12 protein-coding genes are annotated in these 13,479 nt (G+C 57.7%); 8 read left to right on the plus strand and 4 right to left on the minus strand.

Going from position 1 to position 13,479, the window contains the following annotated elements; translation table 11 throughout:
* Window positions 1-142: 142 nt before the first annotated feature.
* Entirely contained in the window at window positions 143-1,066 is a 924-nt protein-coding gene (gene pbpG / locus ACOT0L_RS00340) for a D-alanyl-D-alanine endopeptidase (RefSeq protein WP_006811291.1), read from the plus strand.
* A 105-nt stretch (window positions 1,067-1,171) separates the two neighbouring features.
* On the opposite strand, the gene ACOT0L_RS00345 is transcribed toward pbpG, so the two are convergent.
* Both ACOT0L_RS00345 and dld read right to left on the minus strand, forming a co-directional pair.
* Window positions 1,172-1,726 (minus strand): GNAT family N-acetyltransferase, encoded by a 555-nt coding sequence (locus ACOT0L_RS00345; protein ID WP_058646977.1) that lies wholly within the window; start codon window positions 1,724-1,726, stop codon window positions 1,172-1,174.
* Window positions 1,727-1,828: 102 nt separating this feature from the next.
* The gene (gene dld / locus ACOT0L_RS00350) at window positions 1,829-3,586 is read right to left on the minus strand and encodes a D-lactate dehydrogenase (protein WP_023330164.1); all 1,758 of its coding nucleotides are present in this window, start codon (window positions 3,584-3,586) and stop codon (window positions 1,829-1,831) included.
* 189 nt (window positions 3,587-3,775) lie between these two features.
* On the opposite strand from dld, the gene bglX reads away from it, so the two are divergent.
* The 5 genes from bglX to ACOT0L_RS00375 all read left to right on the plus strand — a co-directional run bounded on the left by bglX (window position 3,776) and on the right by ACOT0L_RS00375 (window position 9,961).
* Window positions 3,776-6,073 (plus strand): beta-glucosidase BglX, encoded by a 2,298-nt coding sequence (bglX, locus tag ACOT0L_RS00355; RefSeq protein ID WP_045620888.1) that lies wholly within the window; start codon window positions 3,776-3,778, stop codon window positions 6,071-6,073.
* Between the two features lie 136 nt (window positions 6,074-6,209).
* Window positions 6,210-7,127 carry a glycine betaine ABC transporter substrate-binding protein OsmF gene (gene osmF, locus ACOT0L_RS00360; protein ID WP_022648682.1) on the plus strand — a complete coding sequence of 306 codons (918 nt, stop codon included), beginning with the start codon at window positions 6,210-6,212 and terminating at the stop codon, window positions 7,125-7,127.
* Between the two features lie 12 nt (window positions 7,128-7,139).
* Entirely contained in the window at window positions 7,140-8,297 is a 1,158-nt protein-coding gene (locus tag ACOT0L_RS00365; RefSeq protein WP_063163791.1) for an ABC transporter permease, read from the plus strand.
* Window positions 8,290-9,240 (plus strand): ABC transporter ATP-binding protein, encoded by a 951-nt coding sequence (locus tag ACOT0L_RS00370; protein WP_022648680.1) that lies wholly within the window; start codon window positions 8,290-8,292, stop codon window positions 9,238-9,240. Before ACOT0L_RS00365 ends, ACOT0L_RS00370 begins: the two co-directional genes overlap by 8 nt.
* Entirely contained in the window at window positions 9,224-9,961 is a 738-nt protein-coding gene (locus ACOT0L_RS00375) for an ABC transporter permease (protein ID WP_022648679.1), read from the plus strand. The genes ACOT0L_RS00370 and ACOT0L_RS00375 overlap by 17 nt, the downstream gene beginning before the upstream one ends.
* Here ACOT0L_RS00375 and ACOT0L_RS00380 read toward each other — a convergent pair.
* The gene (locus tag ACOT0L_RS00380; RefSeq protein ID WP_022648678.1) at window positions 9,936-10,049 is read right to left on the minus strand and encodes a protein YohO; all 114 of its coding nucleotides are present in this window, start codon (window positions 10,047-10,049) and stop codon (window positions 9,936-9,938) included. The two genes, ACOT0L_RS00375 and ACOT0L_RS00380, sit on opposite strands and share 26 nt — an antisense overlap.
* Window positions 10,050-10,117: 68 nt before the next feature.
* On the minus strand, window positions 10,118-10,858 hold the full coding sequence (gene mlrA, locus ACOT0L_RS00385; protein ID WP_126503315.1) for an HTH-type transcriptional regulator MlrA: 741 nt from the start codon (window positions 10,856-10,858) through the stop codon (window positions 10,118-10,120).
* A 218-nt stretch (window positions 10,859-11,076) separates the two neighbouring features.
* Here mlrA and ACOT0L_RS00390 point away from each other — a divergent pair, with 218 nt between their 5' ends.
* Window positions 11,077-12,762, plus strand: coding sequence for a sensor histidine kinase (locus ACOT0L_RS00390; protein WP_003859271.1), 1,686 nt, complete (start codon window positions 11,077-11,079; stop codon window positions 12,760-12,762).
* Window positions 12,756-13,475 carry a two-component system response regulator BtsR gene (gene btsR / locus ACOT0L_RS00395; protein WP_023300576.1) on the plus strand — a complete coding sequence of 240 codons (720 nt, stop codon included), beginning with the start codon at window positions 12,756-12,758 and terminating at the stop codon, window positions 13,473-13,475. The genes ACOT0L_RS00390 and btsR overlap by 7 nt, the downstream gene beginning before the upstream one ends.
* The last annotated feature ends 4 nt before the right edge of the window (window positions 13,476-13,479 follow it).

The following is a 13,479-nucleotide window of genomic DNA, read 5'->3' on the forward strand; positions in this document are numbered from 1 at the left end:
CCAGCAATGCAGCATCTGGTTATGATTCTCCGCTGGCGACAACGCACGGTGACCGCTATGATGCCGAAGCCAGCCTGTGTTTATCCGTCGACACAGGCGGTGTACGTCATAACGTGCGTGAATCATTATCAGAAGTCTCATCATGCTGAAATTTCGAGTGTCACTCCTTAGTCTTGCGCTACTGTTGGGCGTCTCCGCTACCGCGCCAGCCATCGCCAAAACGCCCGCAGTTGCCACCGCTGCTGCGCAACCCCAGATTGCGTCCGGCAGCGCGATGATCGTTGACCTGAATACCAACAAGGTGATCTACGCCAGTCACCCGGATCTGGTGCGCCCGATCGCTTCCATAACCAAAGTCATGACCGCGATGGTGGTGCTTGATGCACGACTGCCGCTGGACGAAAAGCTAAAAGTGGATATCAGCCACACGCCAGAGATGAAAGGGATCTACTCTCGCGTGCGTCTGAACAGTGAAATCAGCCGTAAAAATATGCTGCTGTTGGCGCTGATGTCCTCAGAGAACCGCGCGGCGGCGAGCCTTGCCCACCATTATCCTGGCGGTTACGACGCGTTTATCCGCGCGATGAATGCCAAAGCCAAAGCGCTGGGGATGAAAAATACCCATTTCGTGGAGCCAACCGGTCTGTCGATCCATAACGTCTCGACGGCGCGTGATTTAACCAAGCTGCTGATCGCCAGTAAGCAATACCCGCTGATTGGTCAGCTCAGCACCACGCGTGAGGAGATGGCGACATTCTCGAACCCGGCGTATACGCTGCCGTTCCGCAACACTAACCATCTGGTGTATCGCGATAACTGGAATATTCAGTTAACCAAGACCGGATTCACCAATGCGGCAGGGCACTGCCTGGTGATGCGCACCGTGTTTAACGGTAAACCAGTGGCGCTGGTGGTGATGGATGCCTTCGGCAAATATACCCACTTTGCGGATGCCAGCCGCCTGCGCACCTGGATTGAAACCGGGAAAGTGCAGCCGGTGCCGGCTTCAGCGCTGGCGTATAAAAAGCAGAAAGCGGAACAGATGGCGACGGCGCAGAACGACTGAGTCGCCTGTCTGTGCCGGGTGGCGGCTTCGCCTTACCCGGCCTACGGCCCTAAAGCGGCCCCGATACGTAGGCCCGGTAAGCGGAGCGCCACCGGGCGAAAGCGCCTACTCCGGCAGCGTCCAGTCACCATCGTTGAGTGGACGCTGCATGATCAACGTATCCCGCCAGTCGCCCTTCTTATACCCCACGCTGCGCAGTTGACCGACAACCTCGAAGCCATGTTTTTTATGCAGCCGTAACGATCCCGCATTATTGTTTCCGTCACCGACCACAGCAATCATCTGCCGCCAGGGACCTTGCTCACACCGTGCAATCAGGGCATCCATCAGCGCCGTACCAAACCCGCGCCCGGTGGTGCTGGCATCCACATAGATGGATTCCTCAAGGGTGTACCGGTAGGCCTGGCGTGGACGATAAAACGTGGCGTAGCAATAGCCGACGACAATGCCGCGATACAGCGCAACCAGCCACGGTAAACCGCTGTCGGTCACACTCTTCATCCGCTGACGCATCTCATCGACGGTGGGGGGAACTTCCTCGAAGGACGCACGGCCATGAAGCACATGCCAGGCGTATATCGCCGAGATGGCATGTGCATCGTCAGGAAGGGCGTCGCGCACCTCGATTTCAGTTTCGGGTAAAATCTCTACAGCCGACATGTTCTGCCCGCTCCTTGTTTGGAAAGCCAGAGAAACGTTTCTCTGGCAACAGGCAGATACTCTAGTACGATTGAGGAGAGCTTAACAATCTCTTAAATTTGGCTATAGGCGTTCATCAGAGGCTTGCGTATTGTGCTCCTCTGTTTCGGCACTCTCTTTCCAGTATTTCTTCCGCGTTGTCTTACCAATGCCGGGGTTCATACTGTTTGTAGGGTCATTTTTGCGATAAAACTGTTTAAGCGTCTCCGGCGCTTTGTACAAATGCCCCACGTTATGCTCGGCAGGATATTGCGCGCCACGCTCGTGCAGCAACGCCAGCATCTGCTCTTTCAACGCATGCGCATCCACCCCTTTTTTGACGATGTAATCCTGGTGGAAGACATAGCACATGAAGTGGCCGTAATAGAGCTTGTGCACCAGCTTGCTGTCAATCTCCGGCGGCAGATGTTCAAACCACTCGGTATCGTTGCGACGCAGGGCAATATCCAGCGCCAGAATATCCTCTACCTCTTCGGAATGCACAGCCTGATAACGGATAGCCGCACCCGCCGCGGCGAAGCGGTGCAGGAAGGCTTTGCTGCCTTCTTCCGGCGTGCAGGCGAAGAAATCCCCGTCGGCAGTTTTGAAGAACTCGGTGAGCCAGCTCTGCGCTTCGGCAATTCCGTCCCCGGCCATTTTCAGCAGCAGGTGGTGCTCATACTTATCGCGCCAGGTCTTCATCCGCTCCGGTAAATGCGCCGGGAAGGCGTTGCCCAGTTTCTGCATAAAGCGGTCGGTGAAGTGCGGTTTGAACAGCGACACTTTCTCCAGCATCGCGTCGGTGCGGCCCTTCATGGTGAAGAAGAACGGCATTTTGTCGGTGCCGAGCTTGTCGATCATCAGGAAGGTATCTTTGCCGTAGCGCTCAGCGATGTCATAAATGTCCCGGTGCATATACTCGCCCGCCACCGGCAGGTGAGTGAACTCGGCCAGAATATGACGGCGGATCTCCGTCAGCACCTCCGGCTGATTGGTGCCAATGTAAAACACCTGCTGCTTTTTCTCTGCCGGGAAGGTATCGAGGCGCACCGCAAAAACGGCCAGCTTGCCCGCGCAGCCGGAGGATTCAAACAGGCGATCCGGATCGGCGTTATAGCGCGCTGGCGTATCGGCATTGATATCGCGCACGCGGGTGATGTAATCGTGGTCATGCGCGTGACGGCCATCGTGCTGAACGTCTTCGTCCTTCACGCGGTCATCGTCAAGTTTGCTGAGGATCTGCTCTGGCGTTACACCCAGATCGATCCCCAAATGGTTAACCAGCGTCAGCTTGCCGTTTTCATCGATACGGGCAAACAGCGACATCTCCGTGTAGGCCGGGCCGCGCTGCACCAGCGAGCCGCCGGAGTTATTGCAGATCCCGCCGATCACCGAGGCACCAATGCACGAAGAGCCGATCACCGAGTGCGGTTCGCGACCCAGCGGCTTAAGCGCCTTTTCCAGCGAGTAGAGCGTGGTGCCGGGGAAGGCGAGTACCTGTTCACCCTTGTCCAGCAGGTGCAGTTTGTCGAGGCGCAGGGTGCTGATAATCACGATGTCACGATCGTAATCGTTGCCGTTCGGCGTGGAGCCTTCAGTCAGGCCGGTGTTAGCAGCCTGCATTAAAATAATCTTGTCTGCCGCAACGCAGGCGCTGAGCACGCGCCACAGTTCGAGCAACGTACCGGGGAAGACCACCGCCAGCGCGTCGCCCTGGCCGGAGCGAAAGCCCTTACGGTAGCGGGCGGTTTTGGCCGGGTCGGTAAGCAGGTGAGAGTGACCAACCAGGCGCGACAGTTCGTTAATAAAAGTAGTGTTATCGTTAGTTCGAACAGAAGACATCTTCCACTCCTTGTGGTGGGGCAAATTTCTCGCTGTAAAGCATAGCGCGATTAGACGTTGAGCGGTCGGGTATTCATGAGAAAAATCAGAGAATAACCCTGCAAGGTTTTCAGGCTTTGTGGCACACTGCGCTTTTCGCACGGTCTGGCCGGGTGCTTCCCGCGGTTATTGATGAGAGAGAATAACAACATGAAATGGCTATGTTATGTAGGTGTCGCCGTCAGCCTGGCGCTGCAACCTGCGCTGGCAGAGGATTTGTTTGGTAATCACCCGCTCACGCCTGAAGCCCGCGACGCCTTTGTCACGGATTTACTCAAAAAGATGACGGTCGATGAGAAAATCGGCCAGCTGCGCCTGATCAGCGTCGGCCCGGATAACCCGAAAGAAGCCATTCGCGAGATGATCAAAGATGGGCAGGTAGGAGCCATTTTTAACACCGTTACCCGCCAGGATATCCGCAAAATGCAGGATCAGGTGATGGAACTGAGCCGCCTGAAAATTCCGCTGTTCTTCGCCTACGACGTGGTGCACGGCCAGCGTACCGTCTTCCCGATTAGCCTCGGCTTAGCCTCCTCCTTTAACCTCGATGCGGTGAAAACCGTCGGGCGCGTATCGGCATATGAAGCCGCAGACGACGGCCTGAACATGACCTGGGCGCCGATGGTAGACGTCTCCCGCGATCCGCGCTGGGGCCGTGCTTCGGAGGGCTTTGGGGAAGATACTTATTTAACCGCCACGATGGGCAAAACCATGGTGGAAGCGATGCAGGGCAAAAGTCCGGCAGATCGTTACTCGGTGATGACCAGCGTCAAGCACTTCGCCGCCTATGGCGCGGTAGAAGGCGGCAAAGAGTACAACACCGTGGACATGAGTCCGCAGCGCCTGTTTAACGACTATATGCCGCCGTATAAAGCGGGGCTGGACGCGGGTAGCGGCGCGGTGATGGTGGCGTTGAACTCTCTCAACGGCACGCCTGCCACCTCCGATTCGTGGCTGCTGAAAGATGTGCTGCGCGACCAGTGGGGCTTCAAGGGCATCACCGTTTCGGATCACGGGGCGATTAAAGAGCTGATCAAGCACGGCACAGCGTCTGACCCGGAAGATGCGGTACGCGTGGCGCTCAAGTCCGGCATCAACATGAGCATGAGCGACGAATACTACAGCAAATACCTGCCGGGGCTGGTGAAGAGCGGCAAGGTGACGATGGCGGAGCTGGACGATGCCGCTCGCCACGTGCTGAACGTGAAATATGACATGGGGCTGTTTAACGATCCTTACAGCCATCTGGGGCCGAAGGAATCTGACCCGGCAGACACCAATGCTGAAAGCCGCCTGCACCGCAAAGAAGCCCGCGAAGTGGCGCGCGAAAGCCTGGTGCTGCTGAAAAACCGTCTCGACACGCTGCCGCTGAAAAAATCCGGCACCATTGCCGTGGTCGGTCCGCTGGCCGACAGCAAGCGTGACGTCATGGGCAGCTGGTCCGCCGCAGGCGTGGCGGATCAGTCCGTTACCGTGCTGACAGGCATTAAGAGCGCTGTGGGTGATAATGCAAAAGTGGTTTACGCCAAAGGCGCAAACGTCACCGACGATAAAGACATCGTGACCTTCCTCAACCAGTATGAGGAAGCGGTGAAGGTGGATCCACGCACGCCGAAAGAGATGATCGACGAAGCGGTTAACGCCGCGAAGCAGTCCGACGTGGTGGTCGCCGTGGTGGGTGAAGCGCAGGGGATGGCGCACGAAGCCTCCAGCCGGACCGACATCACGATCCCGCAAAGCCAGCGTGACCTGATCGCGGCCCTGAAAGCCACCGGCAAGCCGCTGGTGCTGGTGCTGATGAACGGGCGTCCGCTGGCGCTGGTGAAAGAAGATCAGCAGGCTGACGCCATTCTGGAAACCTGGTTCGCCGGTACCGAAGGCGGTAACGCCATTGCCGACGTGCTGTTTGGCGATTACAACCCGTCCGGCAAGCTGCCGATGTCCTTCCCGCGCTCCGTCGGGCAGATCCCGGTCTATTACAGCCACCTGAACACCGGTCGCCCGTACAACGCCGACAAGCCGAACAAGTACACGTCCCGTTACTTCGACGAAGCTAACGGCCCGCTCTATCCGTTTGGCTATGGCCTGAGCTACACCACCTTCAAGGTGTCTGACGTGAAAATGTCGGCGCCGACCCTGAAGCGTGACGGCAAAGTGACCGCCAGCGTGGAAGTGACCAACAGCGGCAAACGCGAAGGCGCGACGGTGATCCAGATGTACGTTCAGGATGTCACGGCCTCCATGAGCCGTCCGGTGAAACAGCTGCGCGGCTTCGAAAAGGTCAACCTGAAACCGGGCGAAACCAAAACGGTCAGCTTCCCGATTGACGTAAATGCGCTGAAGTTCTGGAATCAGCAGATGAAATACGATGCCGAGCCTGGCAAATTCAACGTCTTCATCGGCGTGGATTCCGCCCGCGTGAACAAAGCCGAGTTCGAACTGCAATAATCTTACCTTTCTCCCTATCCCCCGCCTGGCGGGGGATGCCTCTCATCTGGTACGAAAAACGGTTAAATTCACTGTTTTAAGCTACGCTTTTCTCTCAAGCCTATGAAAAAGGCCACAAAATAATGAGGAAAGCAGAATGACGATTATTAAGGGGATAACAGGGTCGGCGGTGCTTCTGGCGGCGCTGAGCCTGCCGTTACAGGCCGCAGAGCCGGTTAAGGTGGGTTCCAAAATTGATACCGAGGGCGCGTTGCTCGGCAATATCATTTTGCAGGTGCTCGAAAGCCACGGCGTGAAAACGGTCAATAAAGTGCAGCTTGGCACCACGCCTGTCGTGCGCGGTGCTATCACTTCCGGCGAGCTGGATATCTACCCGGAATACACCGGCAACGGGGCATTCTTCTTCAAGGATGAAAACGATCCGGCCTGGAAAAATGCCAAAGCCGGGTACGAAAAAGTCAAAAAGCTGGACGCGGAAAAAAATAAGCTGGTCTGGCTTACACCGGCACCGGCCAACAACACCTGGACCATCGCGGTGCGCAAAGATATCGCCGAGAAAGGCAAGCTCACCTCGCTTGACGATCTCAGCCGCTACCTGAAAGAGAAGGGCGAGTTTAAGCTCGCGGCCTCGGCAGAGTTTATCGAGCGCGCTGATGCCCTGCCAGCGTTTGAAAAAGCTTATGATTTCAAGCTCGATCAGGCACAGCTACTCTCTCTGGCGGGCGGCGACACGGCGGTGACCATTAAGGCGGCGGCGCAGAAAACCTCCGGCGTCAACGCGGCGATGGCTTACGGCACTGACGGCCCGGTCGCGGCGCTTGGTCTGCAAACCCTGACCGACCCGAAAGGCGTTCAGCCAATTTACGCCCCAACCCCGGTCGTGCGCGAGGCGGTGCTGAAAGCCTACCCGGATATCGACGATTGGCTCAAACCGGTGTTTGAAAAACTGGATGCGAAAACGCTGCAACAGCTGAATGCCAGCATTGCCGTAGAGGGGCTGGATGCCAAAAAAGTGGCTGCCGACTTCCTGAAACAACAAGGGCTTGTGAAGTAACGGGATAAGGCTGTGCCAATAAAATGTCATAACCGCGTCCTGCTGCTGTTGGTCTGTATGGCCATCGTGGCGGTCGCGTTACCTTTTGTGAATGTCGCGCCAAACCGTCTGGTGTCGGGCGAACCGCGCGCGCTGTGGCAGATCTGGGCATTTACGCCGCTGCTGCTGGGCGCGGCGCTGGCGAGTACCGTAGTCTTAGCCTTCTGGCCGGGGCGAACCGCGCTGTGGCTGACGCTTCTGCTCAGCGAAGCGCTGTTTATCGTACTGTTCTGGAGCGCGGGACAGGCGGCGACGCAGATGGCCTCGGTTGAAAGCCCGCTGGCGCGCACGTCGATTGGCAGCGGCCTGTGGCTGTGGCTGGCACTCTGCCTGCTGGCCTGTAGCGATGCCATTCGCCGCCTGACGCCGATACCTGTGTGGCGCTGGCTGCTGAACGCGCAATTCTGGGTTATCCCCCTGCTGATCCTCTTCAGCGGCGATCTGAATCAACTCTCGCTGTTAAAAGAGTACGTCAACCGCCAGGAGGTGTTTGACAACGCACTGGCGCAACATCTGACGATCCTGTTCGGGACGCTGGTCCCGGCGCTGCTGCTGGGCGTGCCGCTGGGCATGTGGTGCTACCGACATCCCAGCCGCCAGGGTGCCGTCTTTACCGTGCTCAACGTTATTCAGACCATCCCCTCCGTTGCCCTGTTTGGCCTGCTGATTGCCCCCCTCGCCGGTCTGGTTAAATCCTTCCCTGCGTTGGCCGCGGCAGGCATTGCCGGAACCGGGCTGACCCCGGCGCTGATTGCCCTTGTGTTGTATGCGCTGCTGCCACTGGTGCGCGGCGTGGTGGCGGGCTTAAGCCAGGTTCCGCCCGACGTGCTGGAAAGCGCCCATGCGATGGGGATGAGTGCGCGCCAGTGTTTCTGGAAAATACAGCTGCCGCTTGCGCTTCCGCTGCTGGTTCGCAGCCTGCGGGTGGTGACGGTGCAAACCGTTGGGATGGCGGTGATTGCCGCGCTGATCGGGGCGGGCGGCTTTGGGGCGCTGGTGTTCCAGGGGCTGCTCAGCAGCGCGCTGGATCTGGTGTTGCTGGGCGTTGTGCCCACGATTGCGCTGGCGGTCGTGCTGGATGCCTTATTTGCCCTGTGGCTCGCGCTGCTCAGGAGAAGAGCCAATGATTGAATTTCATGATGTGAGTAAAACCTTTGCGGGCCGTCCGGCGGCAAGCCATCTCAATCTGCATTTTGCCGAGGGGGCGTTCTCGGTATTGATCGGGACGTCGGGGTCGGGAAAATCGACGACGCTGAAGATGATCAATCGGCTGGTGGAGCACGACAGCGGGACGATTCGCTTTGCCGGAGAGGAGATCCGCAGCCTGCCGGTGCTGGAGCTGCGGCGGCGTATGGGCTACGCCATTCAGTCCATCGGCCTGTTTCCCCACTGGACGGTGGCGCAGAACATTGCCACCGTGCCACAGCTGGAAAAATGGTCCCGGGGGAAGATCAATGAGCGTGTCGACGAGTTGATGGCGCTGCTGGGCCTGGACGCGTCGCTTCGCGACCGCTACCCGCACCAGCTTTCCGGCGGACAACAGCAGCGGGTCGGGGTGGCGCGCGCGCTGGCCGCTAACCCGCAGGTACTGCTGATGGATGAGCCCTTCGGCGCGCTGGATCCGGTCACCCGCGGCGCACTTCAGGCCGAGATGAGCCGCATCCACCGTATTCTCGGGCGCACCATCGTGCTGGTGACGCATGATATCGACGAAGCACTGCGGCTGGCCGATCGTCTGGTACTGATGGATCACGGCGAAGTCGTCCAGCAGGGTACGCCGCTTGAGCTGTTAACGTCGCCGGCAAACGATTTTGTGCGTGAGTTCTTTGGCCGCAGCGAGCTGGGTGTCAGGCTGCTCTCGCTGCGCACCGTCAGGGACTATCTGCGTCCGCAGGATGCGCAAATCGGTGGTGAACCGCTGCATGACGGGATGAGCCTGCGCGATGCCCTTTCGGCGTTTGTCGCCCGGCAGTGTGAGGTGTTACCCGTTGCGGACGGGCAGGGGACACCATGCGGGACGATCCATTTTCGCGATCTGCTGGCGGGGGAGGTGACGCGTGAAGTGGGTCCGTGATCCGTTACTCTGGCTGACAGGGCTGTTTATCGCCTTACTCTACCTGATGCCGCACAGCGCGGCGCTGTTTAATGCGCTTATTCCCGGGCTGCCGCGCCCGGTGTACCAGCAGGAGAGCTTTGTTAATCTCACCCTGGCGCACTTCTGGCTGGTAGCGGCGTCAAGCGTGATTGCCATCGTGCTGGGCACAGGTGCCGGTATTGCGGTGACGCGGCCTGCGGGCAGGGAGTTCCGTCCGCTGGTGGAGACCATCGCCGCAACGGGGCAGACCTTTCCGCCGGTGGCCGTGCTGGCGATTGCCGTGCCGGCGATCGGTTTTGGGCAGGAGCCTGCCATCATTGCGCTGATCTTGTACGGCGTGTTGCCCATTCTGCAAGGGACGCTGGCGGGCATTGCGGCGGTGCCTGCATCGGTGCTGAGCGTAGCGGAAGGGATGGGAATGAGCGCCTGGCAGCGGCTACTGAAGGTTGAACTGCCGCTGGCCGCACCGGTGATTATTGCCGGTGTGCGGACGTCCGTGATCATCAACATTGGTACGGCAACCATCGCATCGACGGTCGGGGTCAATACGCTGGGGACGCCGATCATTATCGGGTTAAGCGGGTTTAACACGGCCTATATTATTCAGGGGGCGGTTCTGGTTGCGCTGGCGGCGATTGTGGTGGATCGCCTGTTTGAACGCCTGGCCGGATACCTCAGCCAACACCGCCGCGAACAATAAACGAGTAACCTGCAAGCATAACGCCACCGATACCGCTGACGGCCATCAGTGCAAAAAGGGTAATTACGGCCAGTTTCGTTGCCTTCATCATGTGCTCCTGTTGTTAACGGAACAATTATACGGTGAAGCGCAGCTGTTAATGAACCATTAAATGCGTTACAACGCATTTGGCCCCAGCGAGTAAACGGGATAACCATGTTCGCGCCATTCCGTCAGGAGCTGCTGCTGGGAAGCGGAGGGGACTTCGCCACACCAGACCAGCAGCGTCTGCCCCTCAAACAGTTCCGGCCTGAGCTGTGCCAGGGAGTGTGCAAGCACGTCAACGCGCCAGCCCTGCTGGGTGGCAATCCAGGCTTCGAGCCACAGCCGGGTGGTATCGTGGACGTTCCAGCCGATCACCAGCGCATCTTTGCTGTTTTTATTCCGCGCTGAGGCAAGACAGACGGAAATATAGTTAATCAGCACGCCATCAAGCATGCTGAGCAGTGCCTGTAAGGTGGTTTGCTGACACTGAAGCCGACGCCGTAGGGGAATAAAAAGATGGGTGATCAGGGTTTGCGCGGGGTAGTCTCGACCCTGTTCTTTGATCCAGCCGCGCAGACGCTGCAAATTGCCGGTCTGCAACAGCCTCAGCAGCGTTTCCTGCTGCTCGCGCCAGAGATACTGCGTATCAGGATCGTCCTGGCTCAGAAGCGACTTCACCTTGCCTACCTGTACGCCATTGTCGATCCAGCTTTTGATCTCGCGGATCCGGTCAATATCCGCATCGTTAAACAGGCGGTGCCCGCCGTCCGTTCTTTGCGGCTTAAGCAATCCATACCGTCGCTGCCACGCCCGTAGCGTAACGGGATTGATATCACACAGGAGTGCCACTTCACCTATCGTGTAAAGCGCCATTTTCGCCCCCAGGCTTGCGCGTCCCCAGCTTAACTGTAGACCCACTTTGCGGAACCAGGAAGATTTGATTCTTTTTTGTACAAATTATACGAAAGACAGGTTATCTCCGGCAAAAGGTGTGATGACGAACACGATTTATCGCTTTTTTGGCACGTTTCAAAGAAAGTTAACCGCTATCAGTGTATGTTACGCGTTTTTAGAATGTGCGGTTTGTGAGTATGTACGAGTTTAATCTGGTGCTGCTGTTGCTTCAGCAGATGTGCGTGTTCCTTGTCATCGCCTGGTTGATGAGCAAAACGCGCCTGTTTATCCCGCTGATGCAGGTCACCGTCCGTCTGCCGCACAAATTCCTCTGCTACGTCGTATTTTCCATATTCTGCATTATGGGGACCTGGTTTGGTCTCCATATTGAAGATTCCATCGCCAATACGCGCGCCATTGGCGCGGTAATGGGCGGGCTGCTCGGAGGCCCGGTCGTGGGCGGTCTGGTGGGATTAACCGGCGGCCTGCACCGCTATTCGATGGGCGGTATGACGGCACTAAGCTGCATGATCTCCACCATTGTCGAAGGGCTGCTCGGTGGTCTCGTCCACAGCTATATGATTAAGCGCGGACGGCCGGATAAAGTGTTCAGTCCCCTTACCGCCGGGGCGATCACCTTCGTGGCGGAAATGGCGCAGATGGCGATCATCCTGCTGATCGCGCGCCCGTTTGACGATGCGTTACATCTGGTCAGCAGCATTGCCGCACCGATGATGGTCACCAATACCGTAGGTGCGGCGCTGTTTATGCGCATTCTGCTCGACAAACGCGCCATGTTCGAAAAATACACCTCGGCATTTTCTGCCACCGCATTAAAAGTTGCGGCGTCGACGGAAGGGATCCTGCGGCAGGGATTCAACGAGGAGAACAGCATGAAGGTGGCGCAGGTGCTGTATAAAGAGCTGGATATCGGGGCCGTGGCGATTACCGATCGCGAAAAGTTGCTGGCGTTTACCGGTACCGGGGACGACCACCATCTTCCAGGTAAGCCGATCTCCTCGGCCTACACTTTGCGCGCTATTGAAACGGGTGAAGTGGTGTATGCCGACGGGAATGAAGTGCCGTACCGCTGTTCCCTGCATCCGCAGTGCAAACTTGGCTCTACGCTGGTCATTCCCCTGCGGGGCGAAAACCAGCGCGTCATGGGCACCATTAAGCTTTACGAAGCCAAAAATCGCCTGTTCAGCTCCATCAACCGCACGCTGGGGGAGGGGATCGCCCAGCTGCTTTCGGCGCAAATCCTGGCGGGGCAGTATGAACGGCAAAAAGCGCTGCTGACGCAGTCAGAAATTAAGCTCTTGCACGCTCAGGTGAATCCGCATTTCCTGTTTAACGCGCTCAACACGCTGAAGGCGGTGATCCGCCGCGACAGCGATCAGGCCGCGCAGCTGGTGCAATTTCTGTCGACATTTTTCCGCAAAAACCTGAAGCGTCCCTCGGAGATCGTCACCCTCGCGGACGAGATTGAGCATGTAAACGCCTATCTGCAAATTGAAAAAGCGCGCTTCCAGTCACGTTTACAGGTGTCGTTATCCGTCCCGGATGAGCTGGCGTATCAGCATCTTCCGGCCTTTACCCTGCAACCGATTGTGGAGAACGCCATTAAGCATGGGACGTCGCAGCTGCTGGGAACCGGAGAAATCATGATTTCCGCTTCCCGTTTTAACCACCATCTGGTGCTGGATATTGAAGATAACGCGGGGCTGTATGAAGCCTCCGCGTCAGGCGGTCTGGGCATGAGCCTGGTGGATAAACGCCTGCGCGCACATTTTGGTGATGACTGCGGTATCACCGTCGCCTGTGAGCCAGACCGCTATACCCGAATTACCTTACGATTGCCGCTGGAGGAGAACGCATGTTAAGAGTGCTGATTGTTGATGATGAGCCGTTAGCACGGGAAAACCTGCGTGTCCTGTTGCAGGAGCAGAGTGATATCGAGATTATGGGGGAATGTGCCAATGCCATTGAAGGCATCGGTGCTGTGCATAAACTGCGCCCGGACGTGCTGTTCCTCGATATTCAGATGCCGCGCATCAGCGGTCTGGAGATGGTCGGCATGCTCGACCCGGAGCACCGCCCCTATATCGTCTTTCTGACGGCCTTTGATGAGTACGCGGTAAAGGCGTTTGAAGAGCACGCGTTTGATTATCTGCTGAAACCGATTGAAGAGAAACGCCTTGAAAAGACCCTGACCCGTCTGCGCCAGGAGCGTACCGCGCAGGACGTGACGCTGCTGCCGGAGCATCAGCAGCCCCTGAAGTTTATCCCCTGTACCGGGCACAGCCGGATTTACCTCCTGCAAATGGACGACGTTGCCTTTGTCAGCAGTCGTCTGAGCGGGGTATACGTCACCAGCGCCGAAGGTAACGAAGGCTTTACCGAGCTTACGTTACGCACGCTGGAGAGCCGCACGCCGCTGATCCGCTGCCATCGTCAGTACCTGGTGAACATGGCGCACCTGAAGGAGATCCGCCTGGAAGATAACGGCCAGGCCGAGCTGGTGTTACGTGCCGGGCAAACCGTGCCCGTCAGTCGTCGCTATCTGAAAAGTTTGAAAGAGGCGATAGGGCTGTAAAACT

The sequence above is a fragment of the Enterobacter cloacae complex sp. XAL002 genome (assembly GCF_049236805.1).
Classification (GTDB): Bacteria; Pseudomonadota; Gammaproteobacteria; order Enterobacterales; family Enterobacteriaceae; genus Enterobacter; species Enterobacter intestinihominis.

What these genes read in the sequence shown, in the direction of transcription:
- dld (WP_023330164.1), bottom strand. Translation starts at nt 3,586, where the DNA reads ATGTCTTCTGTTCGAACTAACGATAACACTACTTTTATTAACGAACTG.
- bglX (WP_045620888.1), top strand. Translation starts at nt 3,776, where the DNA reads ATGAAATGGCTATGTTATGTAGGTGTCGCCGTCAGCCTGGCGCTGCAA.
- ACOT0L_RS00390 (WP_003859271.1), top strand. Translation starts at nt 11,077, where the DNA reads ATGTACGAGTTTAATCTGGTGCTGCTGTTGCTTCAGCAGATGTGCGTG.
- ACOT0L_RS00380 (WP_022648678.1), bottom strand. Translation starts at nt 10,049, where the DNA reads ATGAAGGCAACGAAACTGGCCGTAATTACCCTTTTTGCACTGATGGCC.
- ACOT0L_RS00345 (WP_058646977.1), bottom strand. Translation starts at nt 1,726, where the DNA reads ATGTCGGCTGTAGAGATTTTACCCGAAACTGAAATCGAGGTGCGCGAC.
- btsR (WP_023300576.1), top strand. Translation starts at nt 12,756, where the DNA reads ATGTTAAGAGTGCTGATTGTTGATGATGAGCCGTTAGCACGGGAAAAC.
- mlrA (WP_126503315.1), bottom strand. Translation starts at nt 10,858, where the DNA reads ATGGCGCTTTACACGATAGGTGAAGTGGCACTCCTGTGTGATATCAAT.
- pbpG (WP_006811291.1), top strand. Translation starts at nt 143, where the DNA reads ATGCTGAAATTTCGAGTGTCACTCCTTAGTCTTGCGCTACTGTTGGGC.
- ACOT0L_RS00370 (WP_022648680.1), top strand. Translation starts at nt 8,290, where the DNA reads ATGATTGAATTTCATGATGTGAGTAAAACCTTTGCGGGCCGTCCGGCG.
- osmF (WP_022648682.1), top strand. Translation starts at nt 6,210, where the DNA reads ATGACGATTATTAAGGGGATAACAGGGTCGGCGGTGCTTCTGGCGGCG.